Source organism: Mariniflexile sp. AS56, from assembly GCF_030552475.1.
Lineage (GTDB): Bacteria > Bacteroidota > Bacteroidia > Flavobacteriales > Flavobacteriaceae > Mariniflexile.
In genome coordinates this window covers 53,840-77,058 of sequence record NZ_JAUPED010000007.1, presented here as the reverse complement: position 1 = coordinate 77,058, position 23,219 = coordinate 53,840, and the positions used below count along the sequence as shown (strand labels likewise).

The window sequence follows — 23,219 nt, the reverse complement described above, 5'->3', positions numbered from 1 at the left end:
TAATTATTTAAACAACCGAGTATCCTGTAATATTTTAACATCACCCCCTACTATTAATTCTTCCACTTTTGAGGAAAGACATCGGTTAATCCAACTCCAGAAATCTCAATTTGTTTAATCCCCATTTTTAATGCTGGTGAATTGTGTTTCAATGTAAAATTCCCATTTTCAAAATCTTCAAACATGGGGTCTTCATATTTTGAATGTGCATCAAATCCTTTTGATTTGAGTACAGATAGACCTTCCCAATTAGACTCAGGTCTTAACGGATTGTAATACAGGTTATAATCAATTGTTTTTGTTTTATAAACCGCTTCGTTATAGTCATCAAATTTATAATAGGAATAAAAGTCGCTGTTTTCAAAAGCATTATAAACAATATTGTGCTCTATGTTTGACAAACCTCCTTGATGCTGTCCCATGCCTCTATAAATCCCATAATTCTTTCGTGCACAAGCGTTGATGATAAAATTATTACGAACTGTATTTTTGCCTTTTGGAGAAATTCCTGCAACACTAATATTATAAATAATATTATTTTCAATAAGCGTTTCGTTTTGATCATTATCTGTCCTGATTGCTGAAGAAGGGTTCAAAGCCGTTATATCATGTACATAATTATACCTGACAATATTACCAAGTGCCCCTCCAGATAAATTTATTGCTGCGCCATCACCAAGCATCTCTAGAGCATGGTGTATATCATTATATTCTATAATATTATTTCTAGAATGTAAAAATGGTATCATTTCCTCAAAACTTTGAGGTGAACCAATCTCTTTCCAGCGAATGGAACTAACACACTCGCGGCGGTCTTTTTCTTCTTCACTTAAAAAATGAAATCGGATACCACTGATACAAATCGCCTTACGAGGTATATCATGTAAATAATTATGACCTATATAATTATCACCACTTTGCCAAGCCGTTATCATTTGCGAATGCCAATAAATTTGTCCGCAATCATGAATATGATTATTATAAACCCTATTGTTTTTATTGACATCTTCTTTCCCTAGCCCATAGCCCAGCATCATTACTGCCGATTGGCCTAAGTTGTTAAACAAGCAGTTTTCCACACTTATATTTTGAGCGTATAAATCCATACGTATGGCATTTCCCCCAGCATTAAAAAAGTGACATTGCTCTACTTTACAATCTTTAGCGCCCCTAAACCTTAACATAGCATTGTCTTTATCTAACATTTCCCAATCGTGTTGAATACCTTTATCTCCCTTTTCCCAAACACCCCTATCGGCTTTTGTAAATGATAACCCCTTAAAAATAATACCTTGAACAGGGATATCGTTCTCTCCCCACTCGTCATTCTTACCTTCAACTTTAATAAGTTCTCTAAGTGCTGGTGCAAAAATATTGTTGTTTGGTTTCCCGTTTTCTTCCCACAAATACACTTTGCCTTCTTTTGTGTTAAGCATCCAATTCCCAGGTTTAAGCATGCCTTCGGGCACATTTTCAATCCAAGTTGTTTTTTCGTAGCCTTCTTTGCCTCTAGAATAACTAACCATATCTACCAGTTTTTGTGTGCCTATAATTGCTGTTTTTGCAATACGTTTTTCTTCCTCTACAGATGCTAACGGCAAAATATTCATCCACCATGGGTAGCCCGGAATAATAAATAATTCTACATCACTCAAATTATCCCAATTTCTAAGAGCTCCCTCTGGATAATGCAGCGTGTATTTATCTAAATTAGGATCGGGGTTGTCTCTTGGGTGAATATCGGTATCAGGCACAAAACCTTCTGTACGGGCTCTAGGCAAACGCTCATCGCCTTTATACAAGGTGTAAAATTTTTTTAATACTGAAGGCACTTTAGCTTCCCAAACCTTTCCTTCTGCCGCTTTTGGCAAACCCAATATTTTGGTATTTACTTTTTTCCAATTATTAATATGAACTCCAGAACTGATAGTAACATCTTCATTATTATAGTTTTGGTAAGTAATTGTAAATCCGTTAGGAGCAAAATCTTCCAGACCTAAAACCAATGTTTCGGACAACGTATACTCTCCAGCTCTGAGATTTATTGAAACGTTATTTTTAAGTCCTTCTTTAATATATTTTCTTACTTCATCTCTTGCCCTTTCTAATGTTGCAAAAGGCGCCTCTTTACTACCATTGTTAATATTGGAACCACTTGGAGATATAAAAACATTAATGACACTCTCTTCTTGTACACAACCAGATAGCATGGTTAAAACACATAATAAACGTATTATTCTAGTAATTCTATTCATAATAATTCATTTAAAACTATTTTAATTTAAATCTGATTAATTTATGCTTTGAATCAATCCCACATCATCACAATATATTTCACTTCCACCTTCACCAATATTTTTTATACTAACTTTTGCTGACGTCACACTGTTTTGCAATTCAAAATCGAATTTTATAAATTCCCAAGTATCCATTTTTGAAGTTTTAATACTTTTTTTAAATGTTCCAAATTGAATACTAATTTCTCCAACACCTTGTTTTTTTGTTTTTATCCAAGCAGATAGTGTATAACGTTTTTTAGTCTTTAAACCAGAAACTGCTTGATTGATTTCAACATCAGAATTCAATAAGCTTATGGCATGCGATTGCATTCTAGTATCTGCTGTTTCAATTCCCCAAGAATCTTGTTTTACTAAACTAATTAGCTTTGAACTGGTATTATTCCAGCTATTAACTCCATCTTCAAAACCATTGTTCTGAATCAAGTTCATAAAGTCGGTTTTAAATGCTATAAATTCAGGCTTCGGTGAAGCGTTAAAATCATGTCCTGACTTCCATGCTTTTCTACCAAATTCGTATGCACCAAAATCTGGACTTTCCCCAACGTAGTCATTATGTATATTTGCTAATTTATATGCACTATCTATGGCTAGAGAGCTACTTTTTAATTCAAAATTAGTTTGTTCTGGATTTATAAAATCGGGCTTAACATCTTGATTTAAATTAGGACCAGCAATTGCAGATTCTGTTATTCGGAATGAGCCTGGAAATATATTATTGATAACATAATCGCCATACATATCGCGCTTAAAATTACGTCCCCAATAACCCAAACCAGGTCCTCCAAAAGTCGTATTATTGTAAACTAAGTTAAAATTACTTGGCGTATTTAACCGAATAGCATCGTATGCTCCTATATCAAGAAACGACGCTGGTGGGTTAGACAAAACATACTGCCAACCACAATTCCACACAACATTATGATGTATGATATAATTACTTGTACTATTATCTAAATAAATTCCAATACCGTAGATGTTTTGAACACGATTATGTGAAATTACAGTACCGCCTCCATCGTTATTGGCAATATAAAAACCACCTATATCATGACGAATTAAGCCTGCATCTGTAACTGTATTATATTGAAATCGCATATTACGTCCTCCAGGACCTATGCTACCACCTCCAGATCGCGCAACCGTATTATGACTCACTAAATGACCATACCCTGTAGTATTTAAAATTTCTCCCCAGTCTCCTGTATAATTCCCATCATGAATGTAGTTGTTTATGATACGATTGCTATTACCAGACACATTTAAGATGCCTTTTTTACTATAAGCAAATTCGCAATTATTAACTTCATTATAACTCCCGGCAATTGAAATCCCAGGATCAACATAATACCCTTTTACTTGTTTAATTATACAAAAAGTGGTTGCACTATCCGTTTTAACTCCGGCTCCAAAAATTTCAATTCCTGAAATATCAACATATGACACGTTAGAGATATCAATAGCATAATCTCTTACTTTTACTGAAATATTCTGTTCTTGCAGAGGTATTTCTTCGTTAGAAAACATATAAAGTGTATTCGTTTTCTCATTTAAATACCACTCATTATTTTCATCTAACAAATCATAATGCCCTTTTATATAAAACCGATTACCCGCTCTTGGACCATAATTTTTCATCCATTTTTCATGGCCTCCATAATAGTTTTTCCGCCTTTTTGGCTCTGGAAACGACACTGTTTTTGTTTCTGAATCATAGCCAGATACTGCCATGGTTTGCAACGCCCATTCCTTTCCAAAATAACCATATAAAATAGCTCCTTTTAAATCTATTCCTTCAGGTAAATATTCTGCTGCCATGGCTAAATAGGTGCCTCCTTTAACTTTACCATAGTTTGGCTTTAATAAATCGCCAGAACTATTTGGCCAACTGGCTTCGGGCGCTAAATTACCTTGAGAATAAATCATGATTCCCGCAGACTGCTTTTTAAAAGGTATTTTATAAATGTGACCTTTATCTTTAACCCACTTACCATGCAATAAATCTGTTCCAGTAATTATTACTTTTTCATTATTAAAATTAGAATAAACAATTTTATGTAATGAATTACCTGATTTAAGAGGCTTTAAAGTTTCTCTATAAATTCCTTCTTTAATAAAACAGATTGCCCCTGGCTTTAAATTCAGGGATGCTTTAGTTATCGTTAAAAAAGGCCCATCCGTTCCATTAGCATTAGGTTCAGACAATGTTCCAGACCAGCTATCGTTTCCTTGTTTTGAAACGTAAAAAATGTGGTTATCCACTACTGCACTTTTACATTGAAGAAATAGTAGCAATGATACTAAACCTAATAAGAAACTTATTTTGTTCATAAAAACTTTAAACATTAATATATTTTGTTTTATAGTTTTACTAAATCATCTATAAAAATCTTCCCCTTACAAAAGCAAAACACCCCTATAACCACTTAAACAAATCAAGGTTTTATGGGGTTTTATTGATTTAATTACTCTAAAAATTTTATTTTACCCCATCAAGTTTAAATGTCCAAGCATGATTGCAAGGTGCGTCAGACGGTGTTAAAGCAGGCACTTCAATAACTACATCACTTCCTTTCTGTTTCCACTTTAACTTTTTATCATAGCCCAATAATTCAACTTTAGCACCTGACTTAAGACTTACATCTTTTATAACCAATTCATTTTTTGGATAAATAGGACAGATACCATATAGAACATCTCCTTTTTTAGTAAAGAAAACCTCTTTAGTAGCATACCCTTTATCTGGGTTTACAGTTAGCTTCATAACATCGTATACCACCTTATATCTTCCTCTTTCTGCATCTCTTACTTTTCCTTTGGTCCATTGGCATGTATTATTCGATAAAGTAGTTCCATAAATGGCCTCACCATTTACTTTCAACCAGTCACCCATTTCAATTAATCGTTCTTGCATAATCACAGGAATCCTTCCATCTGCAGTAGGTCCAACATCTAATAAAAAGTTACCACCTCTACTTACAATATCAACCAACATATAAACCAATTGTTGAGTAGAATTATAATCTTTTAAATTTTCGGTTTTACTAAATCCAAAAGAATGCGCCATCCCTCTGTTTTCTTCCCAAGGCACATCGGCATTTGGCATACCTGAACCATACTCTGTAGTATAATACCCCCCGTGGTGATGCCTCGTTTCTTTACCCCAACGATCATTAATCACAACGTCGTCTTTACTTGGAGAGTCATTATATAACCAAGACAACAATTCAGTAGATCGCCATGTAGTATGGGGATAGTCCCATTCACCATCTGTAAAAATTAAAGAAGGTGCATAATTATTTACTAAATCTTTAAACTGAGGAATCATGTGTTTATCAACAAACAAATCAACATCACTTGTGTACAATGGGTTGTACCATTCATAAAGCGAATAATAAAGCCCCATTTTTACATCTGTTTTTCTTACAGCTGTAGTTAATTCGCCTACAAGATCTCTTCCTGGACCAGAATTGGTAGAACTCCATGGGCGTCCCCACGATTTATCAGACTCTTTACTTGGCCAAAGTGTATAACCATCATGATGTTTTGAAGTTAACACCACATATTTAGCACCTGATTGTTTAAATATATCAGCCCATTGATCAGCATCAAATAAATCGGCAGTAAATAAAGGCACAAAATCTGGATATGTGAATTTTTCACCATACACACGATTATGAAACTCATTTGTTTCGTTATAACCATTTGAAACTCGTTTTGGGTTTGTTAAATTTTCCCAGTACCACTCAGAATAAGCGCCTACTTTTGAAAATGCAGGCACTGAATAAGGTCCCCAATGAACAAAAACACCAAACTTAGCATCTGTATACCAAGTTGGTATAGGTCTACTATCTATAGATTCCCAATTGGCTTCATACTTTTTTTGTGCAAATCCTTTAATTACAAACAGGGCAAACACCAAAACGATAACTATTTTTTTCATTCTATAATTTATTTATGATTATTAAATATTAATTTTAAATTATTTAGATGTAGACATTTTAATCTGTTTGCTTAATACCACAGAGTCTGCTATATTTATTTTTTGACTTAACTTTATATCTTCAGAAGAACTTCCAATCATAATATTGAAATCTCCTGCTTCCAAAACAAAATCCATATTTAGATCGTATAACGCAAAATCCTCTGGTTTCAAAATAAATGTTGTTGACTTTGTTTCCTTAGAATTTAATGAAACACGCGCAAAACCTCTAAGTTGTTTTTCATAAACTGTAATAGAAGAATGTAAATCTGAAAAATATAATTGTACAATTTCATCTCCTTTAACTTCTCCTGTATTAGTAACGTCTAAAGTAACAATCACCTCTCCTTTTCCTGATTTTATTTTAGAGCTTACGTTTAAATTACTATACTTAAAGGTTGTATAACTTAATCCATATCCAAAAGGATAGAGGAAACCTCCCACACGAGTTTTACCAGAACCATTTGGTCCGTTTGTTGGTTGGTTTGCTTGAGCTCCTGGCTTTGATGGAAAGTTCATAGGAAGTTGTCCTACTGTTTTAGGAAATGACACTGGTAGTTTTCCACTTGGATTGTAATTCCCAACCAAAACATCTGCAATGGCGGCTCCTCCAAATTTACCTTGAAACCATCCTTCTACAACGGCTGGAACATATTTATTAATCCAGTTTATCGTTAATGGTCTTCCATTTATTAAAACTACCACAACAGGAGTCCCTGTATTATAGATAGCTTCAACTAGTTTTTGTTGGTTTCCTGGAAGTTCTAAAGAAGTTCTTGATCTTGACTCTCCTACGGTTTCTTCATCATCCCCTACTACTACAATTGCAAGACCAACTGTTTTGGCCATCTCAACTGCTTTATCAATCTCAGCTTGTTCTGAAGCTGTTGGATCCATAGGAATTAATTCACTATCAGGCCAGTTTTCATCAAAAAAACCGCAGCCTTTGGCATAATTTATTTCTATATTTTTTGGGAATTTTTTCTTTATTCCTTCATAGACTGATACGACGTCTATATTTGAGGGTCCATATCTACTCACAGAGTGATCTACAGCTTTTGCATTTGGTCCGGTAACTAATACTGATTTTAATTTACTAAAATCCAAAGGTAAAGTTCTGTTTTCATTCTTCAACAAAACAATTGACTCTAATGAAGCTTGATATGAGATTTTTTGAGATTTTTCATTTGAGACCGTAGCGTCTGCTTTTTCAAATTCTGTTCCATAAGGTGAATCAAAAAGGCCTTGCCAAAACTTTACTTTTAAAATATCTCGAACACAATTATCAATAGTTTCCATACTCAATTTACCTTCTTTAACCAATTCCCTTACTGGTAAAATATAATCTTCAGGCATAGTAAAATCCGTTCTAATATTTAAACCAGCATTAACTGATTGTAAAACGGCATCTTTATGGTTTTTAGCTACACGGTGTTTATCAGCAATAAACTCAACCGCTCTACTATCTGAAACAACATATCCCTTAAAGCCCCATGAATCACGAAGAATATCTCTTAAAAAATAACTAGAGGATGTAATGGGCACACCATTATAATCATTATATGAACTCATAACCCCTAAAGCACCAGCATCTTTAATAGCTCTTTTAAAAGGATATAGATATAATGAAAACAATTCTCTTTCTGTAATATGTGGATCTGTTCTAGCATCGCCGTCACGGCCACCTTTTGGAGCACTATATATAGCAAAATGCTTAGGAGTTGCTACAACACGCTCTTCTTGGATTCCTTTAACCATATTATAACCTAATTCACCTGTTAAATAGGGATCTTCACTATAACATTCTACAACTCGACCCCATCTTGGATCTCTTGCAATATCTAAAATAGGAGCATATACATTTGTATAACCTAATAATCTTGCTTCCTTTCCTGTAATGTGTCCAATTTGGCTTACTAAATCTCTGTTCCAGCTAGATGCCACACCAATTTGAGAAGGAAAACTAGTTGCTTTTTCATGACACAAACCCCGAATACCTTCATTAGTAAACTCAACAGGAATTCCTAAACGTGTATTTTCAATAAAAAATTTCTGGATCTCATTTAATGCTTTTATATGATTTGATGGTGGCCAAGCTTTATCTGTAGCCGAATTTGGATGATATGCTAAATTATTAAGCTGTTCATCCATATTACCAATACCATCTTTCCATATTTCATTTTTCCAATCTGCAGTAGGTAATTCATCTTTTAATACTCTTCCAAAACCATATAATGTTGCCATTTGGCAACTTTTCTCTTCTAAAGTCATTTGTGACAATAGATCTTCAACCCTTTTTTCTATAGATTCCTCGCGATTCTCGTAAATATCTTTTGCACCATTTTTATTGAAATCTATCCAGTTGCTATGATAAATTTTATCAGGTTTTTCTTTTTGAATGGTTTCATTCGAGAACACCTTCATTCCAATAAATAATGGGAACATACCTATTAGTAAATAATTAAAAAACGTATAAATTTTCATAATAAAAAACGGAAAAATCCTTGTATTAAAATTAATTATCAAAATAATGGAATACCCTTTTGGAACCATTCCACCCTTTTATTTATAAATGCCATTTACCGAATAAAAATACAAACGACATAATAACTTCATAACGAACTTCAAATAACCTGATAAATCCGATAAACAAAGTAGACTTAACATCTTAAATGGTATAAAATTTGTTCAAATAAAGAAACAAAAGGGGGTTTGTATGTTCAAAATTTCAATATTAATGAACTCTAAGTAAACCTTATCAAGTGGAAACCATAGCACATTTCTGAATTATATTACAAATTTTAGTTAACAAAATGGTTAGTTTTTATTTGGAAAATTATAACATTAAGACAATTAAAATGCGGGCCTAATCCTTTAAAAAAATGAGCAAACAGGGTTTAAATTACAGACCCACATTTATTGTTATAAAATTTTATTCTTTTTAATTAAATTAAGATTAATTTGTATCTTTATATACTTTTATTTCCGTAAGAATTAAATCCATTATAAACATTAATTGTAGACAGAATATCATTAGTCTATAATTTCATTTATGCTTGCAAGCATCTAAAAATAATTCATTCTTTAAAATGTCCAACAACTCTCTAAGACTCTTTATTTTAGCACTTTTTTACATATCAATAAGTAATGCGCAGTTTATTGAAGATCAATCTGAATTTAATTTCAACACCATTACTACTGCTGAAGGTTTATCTCAGAATACGGTGAATACTATTTTAAAAGACAAATCAGGTTTTCTTTGGTTTGGGACAGATGACGGACTAAACAGATACGACAGCTATGATATTAAAATTATTAATATAAGAGATAGCAATTCAAAGGTTTCAACTGGAAATAAGGTTTTTGACCTTTATGAAGATAATGAAAACATACTATGGATTGGAACTGATGATGGACTCAAATCATATAATCCAGTAACTGAAAAAGTCACTAAGCATAATTTATTTCAGAATTTCAGCTTACCCGTTAAGGTGAATTGTATTGAAAAAGAAAACAAAACTCAAATTTGGCTTGGAACTTCTGAAGGTTTGGTTTTATATCATAAGATTAAAGGCGTCATTGAGCATTACAGATATAACTCCAGCATGGGTAATTCGCTATCAAACTCCGAAGTTTTATCTTTAGCTAACTATAAAAATGAATTATGGGTAGGCACAAACCATGGCTTGAATCATTTCAATAAACAAAACAAACAGTTTGTAAATTATTTTCATAAAACTGACAACCACAACACCCTTCCAGGAAACACAATTAGAACACTTTCAGTTAATAAAAGTGGTGACTTATGGATAGGAACGATCCTTGGAGGTGTTTCGTACCTACCTTACTCTAGTGAGAAATTCACTAATTACAATACAAAAAACAGCTTGCTACAACACAATGAAATTTATGATATTTTTCAAACTAACGACAATTATATATGGGTAGCTACTAATGGAGGTGGATTAACAAAAATAAATCAATTAAACAATACCTTTACTAACTACTTATATAATTCTAATCACCTAAAAAGTATTGCAACGAATGCTATATATTCGGTTTACGAAGATCAAGATGGAATTTTATGGGCAGGAACCTATGGAGAAGGTGTAAGTTTTAACACATCCAAAAAAAGCGCTTTTAAATTAATAACACATCAAACGCATAATCCTAATAGCATTATTGAGAGCAGGGTGCGAAGTATATACCTAGACAGCGAAGAACATTTGTGGTTCGGCACATTAGGCGGTATAAGTGTCTATAACCCTAAGAACAAAACCTACAATTCCTATTCACACAAATACCAAGACGACAACTCACTTAGTTTCAATACCGTAACAACCATTTTGGAAGACCATGAAAAACGCATGTGGTTTGGAACTTACTCTGGTGGTCTTAATTTGTTAGAGAGAAAAAATTCATTTTTTACTCAATACAAACATATTTATGGTTCGTCCAGCAGTATCAGTGATGACAAAATTTATGCTTTAATGGAAGACAATAAGAAAAATTTATGGGTAGGCACACAAAAAGGTTTAAATCTATATGACTCTAAAAATAATAGTTTTACGACATTTGGAAACTTAGAAGTGAGAGATATTAAATTAGCTAAAAATGGCAACTTCATCATAGCAACCATGGGTGGTATTTCTATATTTAATCCAAAAACCCAAATGTTTTCAAATTTCTATTCGAACACATTAATTTCAACTCCCGTGAGTGAAGTTTATATTAATGATAAAGAAAATAAAATATGGTTTTGCTCGCAAGGAAAAGGAATAGGATACTTAGTACCGAGCACCAAAGATTTCAAATTTTTCACGGAAAAGGATGGGTTATCTAGTAATTTTGTCTCTAGCTTAATTCCACAAGGAAATATCTTTTGGGTCAGCACATTTAAAGGCTTAGTAAAATTTAACAAAAACACTGAGAAATTTGAAAATTTTACCACTATCCACAAATTACCTTCAAATCAATTTCAACCTAAAGCGAGTGTCATATTACCTGATAATACTTTTGGTTTTGGTGGATCTAAAGGATTGGTCGTTTTTAATCCTGATAGTATTAACAAAATTACCAAACCAATTAATATTGTTTTTTCATCTTTAAAAATAGATAATAAAATTATTGATATAAATAAAACTGGATCACCAATAACGGAAAGTCTAAATAGTACCGCTCAATTAAATCTTAAAGCAAATCAGAACGATTTTACCATAGAATTTGCCGCACTAGATTTTAACAATCAAGGCAATAACAAATATGCTTATATTTTAGAAGGATATATGAATACTTGGGCTAATCTAGGTGCTTCTAGATCTGTAGGTTTTACAAATCTAAATCACGGGAATTATATTTTTAAAGTAAAACTAATTAACAGTAATAACGAAAACATCGTAAAGTCTTTAAAAATAAACATTGCACCTCCATTTTACGCTACTTGGTGGTTTAAAGTTCTTATGGCAATTCTACTAATTACTGCTCTATATTACTATAAAAAATATACTATAATAAGCACTAAACAGAAAAATGAAAATGAACTTCAACGCCAAAAGCTTAAAAACGAAGAAGATTTTAACCAAATGAGATTTCGATTTTTTACATATGTATCACACGAATTACGAACACCGTTAACGCTTATTTCCGATCCAGTTTCCCAGCTAATCAATAACAAGGTAGACAAAGATGACCATGATTACCATTTATTAAAATTAATCAATAAAAATGTTTTTAGACTACTACGCTTAGTGGATCAAATATTAGATATTAGTAAAATTGAGGGTAATACTTTAAACTTACAGGTATCTAAACAAAATATTGTTAAATGCATTGAAGATACCACAACGGTATTTCATGAATTTGCCATACAAAACAATATCTCCTTTAAGTTCAATAAAGAACAAGAGGTAATGATGGGGTGGGTAGATGAAGATAAAATTGAAAAAATAATTTACAATTTACTTTCTAATGCCTTTAAATTTACCCTAAAAAAAGGAAATATAACTATTTCAGTAAATTATTACGATGATGCAAAGGAGAAAGTCGTTATTAGTGTAAAAGACAGTGGCATAGGAATTCCTGAAGACAAATTATCTAAAATTTTTGAAGGTTTTTATCAAGTGAAATCTGCCAAATCCTTAAATCCTAACGGTGCTGGTATTGGTTTAGATTATGTAAACAGATTAACAAAACTACACAAAGGAACTATTAACGTTGAGAGTCAAATAGATAAAGGCTCCATATTTTCCTTAACTATTCCAATAAAAAAAGGTGCTTACAAGTCGAAAAATATTAGAAAATACACTTCTAAACGCGAGCCTTTAGATCCCATAACCATTGATAAAGCGGAACAATCAGAAATTAAAAATCAAATTAAAAGCCATAACAAAAGTATTCCTAAACTTCTAATTGTTGAAGATGATTTTGACATTAGATCATACTTGGTACAATCATTATCACAAAAGTTTCGAGTTATTGATGCTCCAAACGGCAAAGAAGGTCTTGTAAAGGCAAAAAAACACATTCCAGATTTAATTCTCAGCGATACCATGATGCCTGTTATGGACGGAATAGAATTTTGTAAAGAAATAAAAAAGGATGAAACGACTAGCCATATTCCATTTTTATTTTTAAGTGCCTGGTCTTCTGATGAGTTTAAAATAAACGGTTTAAATATTGGAGCTATAGACTATATTAAAAAGCCTTTTAGTTACAATATTTTAGAATCAAAAATTAAAAACATTATTGAAACCAATAAAAAGATATCAGAAAAATCTAAAGTTAAGCTTGATTTCAATCCCGAAAACACAAATTTAGATTCTATTGATGATGTATTTGTGCATAAAGCTTATGAAGTATTAGACAAAAACTTCAATGACCCTGATTTTACAGCCCATACATTTAAAAAAGAAATGAATATGAGTCATTCTGTTCTTTACAGAAAACTTACTCAATTAACGGGTACATCGGCAAATGAGTTTATTAGAAATTATAGACTAAAGCGAGCTGTTCAAATTATAGAACAAAATTCTGGTTTATTAATTTCTGAAATTTGCATAATGACGGGCTTTAACGACCCTAAATATTTTAGTAAATGTTTTAAACAAGCTTACAACATGTCTCCTACTGATTTCGCTAAAAAATTTAAAGATAACAACGAAAAGCTCGAAAACACTTAATGTTTTTTCAAGTAATTCTTTTACTCATGGCAATTTAAAAAGAAGCTATCCTAAAACCTGTGCTACATATATCCGTGTAAACGATTATATGTAGCACTTTAACGTTTTCCCTAACTTTGAGCACAAGCTCATCCATTCAGACTATGAGTTCTGTAGTATTCAAAGATCTTTTCTTCTATGCAATGATGTGTTGGAAAATGGTAATATTAATACTTTTTTTTAAAAAATAATTGTGGACTTGAATGAACTTTTAGATAACATGAAACGAGTAGCTAAGACTCTCCTAAATTAGTTTTTAGGTACTTTCTGGTATAATTATTTCTATGATTTGAGGTGTTGCTTTTATTATGCGATGTAAACCTATTCTACAAAAGTGATTTGTAATTAATAAAAAAACTCAGGTTATAATATACCTGAGATTTTAAAACTTAAACAAGTCTCATCTAAAAAAGAGAATTTCTTCATTAAAACAATCAATTACTTAAGTATTTTCAGAATATCTTCAACTCTTTTGACACAGTGCAAATAAACTTTTTCGAGTTTTTATGTGAAGGAAACTAATTACTACTCACTTTTACTATGTTTGTTATAACTCTACTAGAACTTGCACCTAGTTTTATAATTATTACTTCGCACCTCCACAGCAAAAACTTCTATCGTAACTTGTCTGTTGAATTCGGTCTCTGTTTTCACCAATTTTATAACGTGTTTGCCATTGGTTAATACCCAACTCGGGTAAATTGGTGATTGTGGAACTGGTGGATAGTTACAACGAATAGTTTCAATATATTTTCCATCGACATATACTTCAAAAGAACCAATTTGACGTCCCAGTTGTCCAAAAACTTTAAAACGTGCTCCTATAAAAGAAAACTCAGCAGCATCTCCGGTAGTTTTGCTTACCATTTCAGAATTAAAAAATGCCGAAATCGCTTCTATTCGTTCCCAAGAGCCCTTAAATTTTACTGCATGAGAAGTGTCATCCAGTTTTGCCCAAAGTTCATCGTAATTATGATCGCCTAAAATCACCAATTCATATTCACAGTCTTTCGTCTTTTCAATGACAAGGTCAACAGGTAAGCACTGGTAAGGGTCTATTGAAGCTATTTTATTTGTGATATTTGATCATTTAAATGTGTAATACTGGCATAATATTCTTTAGTATGAACTTTCACAGCGTATTCAGTTCTAGGACTAGGTGCTAAAGCTCCATCCCTCGTTTTATTCCCACTAGCAATATCATCTCTATACTTGTATTATGGTAAAAACTTTTAGGAACAGATATGTTTTCTAAAGCATACATATCTTGATATTCTTTTGGAGCTTGTCCAGGATCATGTGGTGCATTAAAAGCTAGATACATAAAGAACGGCGTGTCTTTTGTCTTAGCTGCCTCAATAAAACCAATGGCATCATCCTTTAATACTTCACTCCAATGTTTCACTCCTTTCCAGAAGCCTCCTTTACTTACATCGTAAGGCATCCATGTTGAATCACTTTCACTTAATTAAGGACCTATTATAGCCATTTGGCATTATACTTTCAAAATTAGTATTAATTTTTTTTAATAGGGAGTCTATTTTAGCTCCTATTTTTTAATTGCATCCAAGCATCACTCGGCATTCTTGCACATACATGAATGGTGTTTTGAAACACTTTATCGGCTGGAGCATCTACATGCCACTTACCTGTCATATATATATCATAACCAGTGCTTTCCATCAATTTTCCCCAACTTTTTTCTATCGAATCATTTTTAGCCCAATTTTGTCTAAATACATTAGCTCTCCATACTAATCTTCCAGAAAATAACATAGCCCTAGAAGCTGCACAAACAGCACCGCTCCAAGACCCCATATTATAAGCGTGCGTAAAAGTTGTACCCTCTTGAACCATTTTGTCCATTGCAGGAGTGATTATCTCATCGTTACCTAAATCATGTATGGAAGAATAGGTTTGATCGTCTGTAAAAACAAATACAATATTCGGCTTTGCCATTTCATTCGTTTGTTTTTTAATATTACCAGAATAAAATAATATTACTATAACAACTATATAAAATTTTGACATAATAATGTATTAATATGATAAAATTTATTGATAAACATAAACGACTTAATTTCTTTTTACAGAAGATGTAAATTAATTTTCAAGACATTACAAAGTTAAATGACACTAGATATTAACAAAAGAAGGCCGTCTTTTAATAGACAGCCTTCAATACAAACTAACTCAAAAAACTAACTAATATAATTTTCTATTAACCTTAATTAATTACCTGGAAAACCTTCCCAACGCCATTCATTAATTCCGTCACGAATTCTATTTCGAAATGTTAATGCCTCTTCTATTTCAAAATCTTTATCTCCAAAACTATATTTATATTTTAAATTAAAAATTCGTTTTACAGGATCCCAAGTACTTGCTCCATTAGACGCCACCTGGTAATCTGAGGAAGCCACTGGAAGAATTTCAACCGAATTGTCTTGAGGATTTACTCGTAATTGCATCGAGTAATTATCTCCACCACGATTTGAAACACCATCTACCGTTACGGTATTCATCATATCTGAACTTAAAGTACGTATATTTATATCTGAAGTTAAATCACCATAATCACCATAAACATAGGCGGTATCAAGTACTTTACTAGCAGTAAAAAACTCCTTTAAGCTTCCTACTTGATAAAAGTTTCCTGCATAAGTATTCATGAGTTTAATAGGAAAAACAGCATGCCCTTTACCATCCAAAATTGAGTCGGTAGATGAAGTTAACAATTTTAAAGGTAAAGCGTATTTAAATTCTTTTAAATTAGTGTCTCCAGCCAATTTTAAAGAATCAAACTTCACTGCTAATAATCCTAAATACTCTCCTTTTTCAATAGTTATTTTAGAATTATTTCCTAAAGTATAATAATCACTAGGCAACAATGTATAATCGGTTCCATCTAAAAGCGTTTCGTCGATTTCAAAAGTAACTTCTTCACTGTTATTATTTTCTCTAACCCCACCAAGGAACACCCCTAATTGGATCTCTAATCCTTCACCAGAGACAGCTGAACGCTCTAAATTTTGATAAGGAAAATACACCGTTTTATATCCTGCCGTATCAACAATATAGTCTTCATAAGGATCACAAGACACAACTACTGATAGCAGAAGCACAAAGAATAAACAATTTTTATATTTCATGTTTTTAAATTTTAAATTTTTAAATTTTTTAAGCGTAACTTATTTATTATTCCCATCCAGCATTTTGAACTAATGCTTTAGATGTTAGTACCTCGTTTCTTGGAATTGGATTATAGTACATACGGTCTGTAAAATTTCTTGCTTCCACTTCTTTAGATTCGTATGTATAGGTATTGTCTGCCAATTTATTCACCGAAATACCCATTACTGGCGTACTTAAATCCCCTTTTGATAATTTCCAACGTCTTACATCATAAAAGTATTCTCCCTCAAATGCAAATTCTAAACGGCGCTCATTATGTACTAAATCTCTAAAAGAGTTTAAATAATCATCCGCTTCATCAATATACACATCGTTGGAAAAGCCTGTTCCTGGTCTAGTACGAACTTTAGTTATTGCATCCTTAGCAGAAAACATCATAGTACCAGATTTACCATTTACCCCATAAGCTTCTATTGCAGCTTCAGCAAAATCTAAATACAAACCAGCCCTAGTAAACACAGCATACACCTTGTAATCTGATCTGCCATCTGATGTTTGATCTGTATCCAAATTAACCTGATCACTCAAATACTTTTTCATATAATATCCTGTACGTGTAGCACGCTTACGTAACGCTCCATTGGCATCTTGTCCTCCTGGAAAAACTTCAATGTACGAATTTCTAAAATCATTTAATCCATTATGAAAAATAAATCGTTCAAAACGGTTATCTCTATTTTGGTATGGATTGATACCATTATAAATAGAACTAGGATGATTAATTGGATAACCATTACTATCTGGAAAAGCATCTACTAAATTCTGACTAGGATTCGAAGTACCTCTACCAAACATTGATGGTGGATAATACTCTTGTTCTAAACTACCACTTGAACTGTAGCTTCTGCGCCATAAATGATCTCTATTTTCTGTATTATTAAAATTACCAAAAGCTTGAAGGTCGGATAAAACACCACCATCTATTTCTATAATAGCCTCATAAGCGGTTTCTGCTGCTTCTTGCCATGAAATTTGAGCATATGCAGGACTTGCTGCAAATACAGCCATTCTAGCTTTAAGGGATAAAATAACTTCTCTTGATATTCTACTTGTTTCTCTAACACCATCTATATCACCGCTACCAGAATAACGTAAAACATCTATATATTTATACGAACTATCTAAATCTTTCTGAATGTTTTTATAACATTCTAAATAGCTACTTCTTGGTACGTTATTCACCTCCTCTTGAGTTATAAACTCATCAACAATAGGGAAACCCAACATCTCACCATTGGTTGCGGATGGGCCAGCAAAATTTTTAAGCAATAACCATTTATAATAAGCTCTTAAACCAAACGCCTCACCTCTTAATCTTCGCATTAAAGCATTACTATATTCCTCACTAAAAGTATCATACTTAATATCGAATCCCGATTTAAAATATTCGTTTATTTTAAAAATTTGATTCATGGCAGAGCTCCATTGTCCACTAACGGGTGAAGCTTCCGCCGTAGCTCCAGAAACAGCAGCACTTTCAGCTCCTGTAACATTAACTGCATTATTAGTGTAATATTCAAGCGAAAACCATGGTGTACTGCTTACTCCAGAATATGCGGGGTTTAAAAAAGTACGAACTCTCAATACATCATTAAAAACTTCGCCTTCAGTCAGGTCATTAGTCGGTACTATTACAGTAAACTCATCGGAACAAGAAATTCCTATAACCGACATTACTATTAAACAAAGTATTCTATATTTTTTCATCTTCTAAATTTTTTTAATTAAAATGTCACTTCCATACCTAATTCAAATGCTTTTAAAACAGGAGCTTGAGTATACCCAGCGCTTCTATTTGGCATAAATCTATCATCATTATTTGAAGATATTATAAAAAGATTTTTTCCAGAAGCAGAGAATTTTAATTCTTCTATACCAACATTCTTTAAAAAGGTATCAGGTAAAGCAAATGAAACCATAACGCTTCTAAAATTAAAATACCCTGCATTTTTTAACCAAAATGAAGAATTTCTATAATTATTAGTATTATCCAAAGTAGTCAGTCTAGGCAAACTATTAGTTACTGGCCAACTTTGAGATAAGCTATTCGTATAGTTATTTGTGCCCGGACTCCAGTTTAAATTCTCAACATAACTGCCTCCTAACTCTCCATTTCCATGAATACTAAAGCTCCAGTCTTTATAACTCATAAAATAATTTACTCCGTAAAAAACTCGTGATGAATTTCCAATCTCATGATAATCTCTTTCATCAATAAAACCATCTCTATTATAATCACTATAACGGATATCTCCCGGCTTAACTTCACCAAATAATTGTGGTGCAGCTGCAGCTATTTCTGCCTCATTTTGAAAAATACCTACTGCTTGTAAACCAAGAATACGACCACCATTATTACCCATAGAATTACGTTGGGCTTCTGCTTCTGGATAAATAACAGAATTAGATTCTGTATCATAACTTAAACTATAAGTAGCGTTTATACCTAACCTGTATGACACCTCTCCTACTTTACTTTTATATGAAATACTGCCATCCATACCACGTAATCTAGAATCACCATAGTTTTCTAACTCCACATAACTCGTAGGTATGAGTGCATACAAGTTTGTAGGAACAACAACCTGATCGTAATTACGAATATTAAAATAATTAATCTGTCCATTTACCTTAGAGTTAAACATCTGAAAATCGGCACCTAAACTTAAATATTCTTGTTTAGGAGAAACTAAGCTTGAACCCGTAAAAATTCTATTTGCTCCCCCAGCACCAGAATTTTGATTTCGTGTTCCAAAAGTACCGCCACCAGAGCCTCCGTATAAATTTTCAGAAATAAAGAACTGACTAACTGGTCTAGATTGAACACCAAAATTACCTCTTAATTTTAAGAAATTTAACCAAGTTGCATGGCTTAAAAAATCTTCTTTGTGCATCAACCAGGCTGCACCACCATCATAATTAATTTTACTTCTTTCATCCTGAGATAATTGACGTATTGGTGAATTTAACACTTTACCTTCCAACACATATTTGTTTTTAAATAAATAGTTCACGGTAAGTCCTATATTTCTAAAAATAGTACTTTGATTTAGATTATTTCCAGTTAATTTCTGATTAGAATACACTAAATCAGCAATAACCTTATGATCTTCTGAAAAATCACGATCATAATGTAAATTAGCATTAATAAATTGTGTTCTATCCACACGATCCCCTGCTTTACCCCAAGTAGCACTTGTATTCCCACTGCTATAATTTCTGTATGTTGTAGTGTACGACCCATCATTATTTAAAGTAAATACAGGTTGCGCCATATTAACAGAATAATTTCTAGTTTTAGATATAACGTTAAAAGTATACATCCCTACCAAACTTTTAAACGATAATCCTTCTGTAAGATCATCCAAATTTAAATCTAGTCCAATACGAGCAAAGGCATCTCTACGAGAATCTTCAGTCACTGGTGCGTTATCATCTAACCGCGCTAACAGGTTTGTTCCGTACTCTGAAGTTCTTCCATAAATTGAATCATTTATTTTATAAGGCAAAGCATTTGCAGGGTAGCTAGACATGGTGCTAAAAAGAGCATCAGATGTTAGAGTAGGCACTTTTCTTTTAGTAAAACTACCACCAATACCAATATTTACATTGCCAGCGTCACTAAATTTAATTTGCACATTGTTATTCAATCTTAAACGTGATACGCTTCGTCCTGCTCCAACACTTTCAATACCATCTGTACCATAATACCCTAAATGTGAAAAATATTGAACCGTTTCACTACCTCCAGAAAAATCACCAGTAATATGATTATAATTAGCGATTCCGTTTACAAAATCCTTATAATAATCATTATTAGGATTTTTTATTGGATTTGCACCCGTTTTGTAATCGTTAATATCATTCTCTGAGTAAATAGGAGAAAACCCATCATTAGTTAAAGCTATATTATAATTTGTTGCATAATCTTGTGCGTTCATCAAACTAGGTAAAAACCCAGACGTACGTACACCCGATCTAGATTTAAACTTTAGAGATTGCCCTGCTGGAGCTCCATGCTTAGAGTTTACTATAATACCTCCTGTTGCTCCTAGAGTTCCATACATAAAACTAGAACCATAATCTTTAGCTATTATAACATCATCAACCTCGCTTGGTGTAAGTACAATTTCTCCTGTTGGTATACCATCTACATATATTTGCAATCCACCTTGATTACGAATATTGTTTCCAAAATTTTCCGTTACTGTTTCTGTACTACCGTAAGATGTAGAGACGCCAGATAACCTCCCTGCTAAAGCTTCATGAACAGACCTTGTAGGAAAATCACTTAGTTCATCTCCTGTTATACGTTCAACAGAACCTGTTATTCTTTCAAAAGGTAGGCTTCGTAGTGCAATATTAATATTCTCTTCTGGATTAATAACACCCCATTCTTTTAATACAATAGTTTCATTCTCTAGACGGCCTTGTTTAACGTAAACTACCATTTTCTCGTAACCTAAACTCGTAATAATAAGCACGTCCTTATCTTGAGCTTGAACAGTAAATGTTCCATCAATATTGGATACAGCTGTATTTTTTGCTTTAGTCGCCGATACTAATACACCGCTCAATTTATCTCCTGATCTATTTGTAATAGCTGCTGTAATATCGTTTAAAATATTAACTTCCTGTGCTTTACCCGAAAAAGGTAACATTAAGGAAATGGCAACTAGTACTAGATATAATGTTTTTGTCTTTGTCATTGTAAAATCATTAATTATTAACATACTACCATCCTGGATTTTGAGTTAGCTCTGGAACTTCAAAGGTTTGTAAATCTCCTTGTCTTATCGGATACATATAGTTTCTATCATCAAAGGTCCTGTTTTGATCTATTGGAAATTTCTCATAACGTACTCCTGTAGGTTGCGATGAGTCATCAGTAATTAAAACGCCATGAAATATACGACCATCTAATTCCTCTTTCGCTGTTCTCCATCTTAACATATCGTGCCAAGAATGATACTCAAAACAAAGCTCTACAGCAAACTCGTTTCTTACTGTTTTTTGAAAAGTTAAGTAGTTCGATGCATATTCTGGTCTTACATCCACATGCCCTACACGATTTCTAATAGTATTAAGTGCTTGTACTGCTGTTAATGAGGCTCCCGCTAAAGCCGCATTAGGATCTTCATAAGCTTCATTTACAGCTTCTGCATAGTTTAAATACATTTCGGCCATTCTAATATATGGTGCATTAATATATTTTGTAGTTATATACGCCGTTCTATTATACTTTTCTGGTAATAATTTTTTAGGCAAGTAACCGGTTATCGAATTCCCATAACTAGAACTGTTCGGATCTGTTCTATCTGCACCTAAAGGAGTTGTTCTTAAATCCATTTTATCATTCTCTGTATTTTTTGCCCATGACGCACCGTGGTACAAAATATCTGCATAAAAACGAGGATCTCTATTTTTATAAGGGTCTTGCTCATTATAACTAGCACTTGCATCGGTTACAAGATAACCATCAGCAGTTTCAAACTTATCAATTAAATCTTGTGGAGGTCCATATCCTCCATCTCCCCCAATATTCCTCCAAGCAAAACAGTGCGTATAAATACCACCACCAGAATTAATTGGCGCAAAATAACGTGGCCATAGACCTTCAATAGTCCCTGGTAGTGTATGAAAGATCTCGTTATATGGCCCTTCATACAATCCTACTTTATCAGATGTTTCAGATAATTTAATAACATCCCAAGCAGCAGCTGCCGCTCTTTCCCATAGGGCTTTATCTTTCTGATTATTAAGAGTGTAATTAGGACTAGCTGCCGTAGTTAGCGCTCTTGATTTTAAAGCCATAGCTGCGGCTTTACCCATACGCCCCATATTTTGAGGATGATCTAAATAACTAACTTCTGGAAACACGGCTATAGCTGCATCAATATCTGCTACTATATCATTTATTTGTTCTAGATATGTTGGTCTTGGTAAGTTTAAATCTGTTTCTGGAAGTATTTTCTCTTTAAAATATGGTAAAGGTCCCCAACGTTTAGATAACTCATGGTATGCAAAGGCACGAAATAATAGAGCCTCCCCTTTTACTTGATTCCTTTCATCATCTGTAAACACTGTTGCTGGCACATCATCAATTCTATCTAAAATACTGTTAGCTACATAAATAGCTTCCCACTCATCTTCCCAAACCATATCAAAGTCTGGATTAGCAAAATCATTATTTAGGGCCGAAAAATAATCACCTCTTTTTACAGCATCTACTACAGCTAAAGCTCTTGTATTAATTAACTCGCCCGAAAATGCCATCGTATTACCATAATTTTTTCCTGGACCAGCACCTTGCCTTCCTCCATAATCATAGCGGGTTTCAAACATCCACTCTGTGGTATCATACAACCTAAATGCCATACTGTTTATCTTATTTTTGTCCTGCCAAACTTCATCTTCGGTGGCATAATCATTTTCTGGATCTTGTTTATCCAAATAGTCTTCACAGCTCATAAACAATAAGACTGAAAGAAAAAGTATTATATATTTATTTTTCATCATAATATTTTT

General features: G+C 32.9%; 12 protein-coding genes. 1 reads left to right on the top strand and 11 read right to left on the bottom strand.

What is annotated here, in order from left to right:
• Positions 1-53 precede the first annotated feature (53 nt).
• The 4 genes from Q5N74_RS09960 to Q5N74_RS09945 all read right to left on the bottom strand — a co-directional run bounded on the left by Q5N74_RS09960 (position 54) and on the right by Q5N74_RS09945 (position 8,763).
• Complete coding sequence (locus Q5N74_RS09960) at positions 54-2,255, bottom strand: right-handed parallel beta-helix repeat-containing protein (RefSeq protein ID WP_304388646.1); 2,202 nt, start codon at positions 2,253-2,255, stop codon at positions 54-56.
• A 36-nt stretch (positions 2,256-2,291) separates the two neighbouring features.
• Complete coding sequence (locus Q5N74_RS09955) at positions 2,292-4,628, bottom strand: right-handed parallel beta-helix repeat-containing protein (RefSeq protein WP_304388644.1); 2,337 nt, start codon at positions 4,626-4,628, stop codon at positions 2,292-2,294.
• A gap of 148 nt (positions 4,629-4,776) precedes the next feature.
• Positions 4,777-6,240, bottom strand: a complete 1,464-nt coding sequence (locus Q5N74_RS09950) for an alpha-L-fucosidase (RefSeq protein ID WP_304388643.1) — start codon at positions 6,238-6,240, stop codon at positions 4,777-4,779.
• 39 nt (positions 6,241-6,279) lie between these two features.
• Positions 6,280-8,763, bottom strand: coding sequence for a glycoside hydrolase family 3 N-terminal domain-containing protein (locus Q5N74_RS09945; protein WP_304388642.1), 2,484 nt, complete (start codon positions 8,761-8,763; stop codon positions 6,280-6,282).
• 605 nt (positions 8,764-9,368) lie between these two features.
• Here Q5N74_RS09945 and Q5N74_RS09940 point away from each other — a divergent pair.
• Positions 9,369-13,457 (top strand): two-component regulator propeller domain-containing protein, encoded by a 4,089-nt coding sequence (locus tag Q5N74_RS09940; protein WP_304388641.1) that lies wholly within the window; start codon positions 9,369-9,371, stop codon positions 13,455-13,457.
• 597 nt (positions 13,458-14,054) lie between these two features.
• Here the strand turns inward: Q5N74_RS09940 and Q5N74_RS09935 are convergent.
• The 7 genes from Q5N74_RS09935 to Q5N74_RS09905 form a co-directional block, all read right to left on the bottom strand.
• Positions 14,055-14,486: a hypothetical protein gene (locus tag Q5N74_RS09935; RefSeq protein ID WP_304388640.1), complete on the bottom strand. Its 432-nt coding sequence runs from the start codon at positions 14,484-14,486 to the stop codon at positions 14,055-14,057.
• A 172-nt stretch (positions 14,487-14,658) separates the two neighbouring features.
• Positions 14,659-14,940 carry a sulfatase-like hydrolase/transferase gene (locus Q5N74_RS09930; protein ID WP_304388639.1) on the bottom strand — a complete coding sequence of 94 codons (282 nt, stop codon included), beginning with the start codon at positions 14,938-14,940 and terminating at the stop codon, positions 14,659-14,661.
• Positions 14,941-15,038: 98 nt separating this feature from the next.
• Complete coding sequence (locus tag Q5N74_RS09925; protein ID WP_304388638.1) at positions 15,039-15,455, bottom strand: sulfatase-like hydrolase/transferase; 417 nt, start codon at positions 15,453-15,455, stop codon at positions 15,039-15,041.
• Between the two features lie 272 nt (positions 15,456-15,727).
• The gene (locus tag Q5N74_RS09920; protein ID WP_304388637.1) at positions 15,728-16,648 is read right to left on the bottom strand and encodes a DUF1735 domain-containing protein; all 921 of its coding nucleotides are present in this window, start codon (positions 16,646-16,648) and stop codon (positions 15,728-15,730) included.
• A 46-nt stretch (positions 16,649-16,694) separates the two neighbouring features.
• Positions 16,695-18,398, bottom strand: a complete 1,704-nt coding sequence (locus Q5N74_RS09915; RefSeq protein WP_304388636.1) for a RagB/SusD family nutrient uptake outer membrane protein — start codon at positions 18,396-18,398, stop codon at positions 16,695-16,697.
• Positions 18,399-18,415: 17 nt separating this feature from the next.
• On the bottom strand, positions 18,416-21,400 hold the full coding sequence (locus tag Q5N74_RS09910) for a SusC/RagA family TonB-linked outer membrane protein (RefSeq protein ID WP_304388635.1): 2,985 nt from the start codon (positions 21,398-21,400) through the stop codon (positions 18,416-18,418).
• Positions 21,401-21,425: 25 nt separating this feature from the next.
• Complete coding sequence (locus Q5N74_RS09905) at positions 21,426-23,210, bottom strand: RagB/SusD family nutrient uptake outer membrane protein (protein WP_304388634.1); 1,785 nt, start codon at positions 23,208-23,210, stop codon at positions 21,426-21,428.
• Positions 23,211-23,219 lie beyond the last annotated feature (9 nt).

Excerpts from the sequence above, each read along its gene's own strand:
- Q5N74_RS09960 (WP_304388646.1), bottom strand. The coding sequence starts at position 2,255 with ATGAATAGAATTACTAGAATAATACGTTTATTATGTGTTTTAACCATG.
- Q5N74_RS09955 (WP_304388644.1), bottom strand. The coding sequence starts at position 4,628 with ATGAACAAAATAAGTTTCTTATTAGGTTTAGTATCATTGCTACTATTT.
- Q5N74_RS09950 (WP_304388643.1), bottom strand. The coding sequence starts at position 6,240 with ATGAAAAAAATAGTTATCGTTTTGGTGTTTGCCCTGTTTGTAATTAAA.
- Q5N74_RS09945 (WP_304388642.1), bottom strand. The coding sequence starts at position 8,763 with ATGAAAATTTATACGTTTTTTAATTATTTACTAATAGGTATGTTCCCA.
- Q5N74_RS09940 (WP_304388641.1), top strand. The coding sequence starts at position 9,369 with ATGTCCAACAACTCTCTAAGACTCTTTATTTTAGCACTTTTTTACATA.
- Q5N74_RS09930 (WP_304388639.1), bottom strand. The coding sequence starts at position 14,940 with ATGCCTTACGATGTAAGTAAAGGAGGCTTCTGGAAAGGAGTGAAACAT.
- Q5N74_RS09925 (WP_304388638.1), bottom strand. The coding sequence starts at position 15,455 with ATGGCAAAGCCGAATATTGTATTTGTTTTTACAGACGATCAAACCTAT.
- Q5N74_RS09920 (WP_304388637.1), bottom strand. The coding sequence starts at position 16,648 with ATGAAATATAAAAATTGTTTATTCTTTGTGCTTCTGCTATCAGTAGTT.
- Q5N74_RS09915 (WP_304388636.1), bottom strand. The coding sequence starts at position 18,398 with ATGAAAAAATATAGAATACTTTGTTTAATAGTAATGTCGGTTATAGGA.
- Q5N74_RS09910 (WP_304388635.1), bottom strand. The coding sequence starts at position 21,400 with ATGACAAAGACAAAAACATTATATCTAGTACTAGTTGCCATTTCCTTA.
- Q5N74_RS09905 (WP_304388634.1), bottom strand. The coding sequence starts at position 23,210 with ATGATGAAAAATAAATATATAATACTTTTTCTTTCAGTCTTATTGTTT.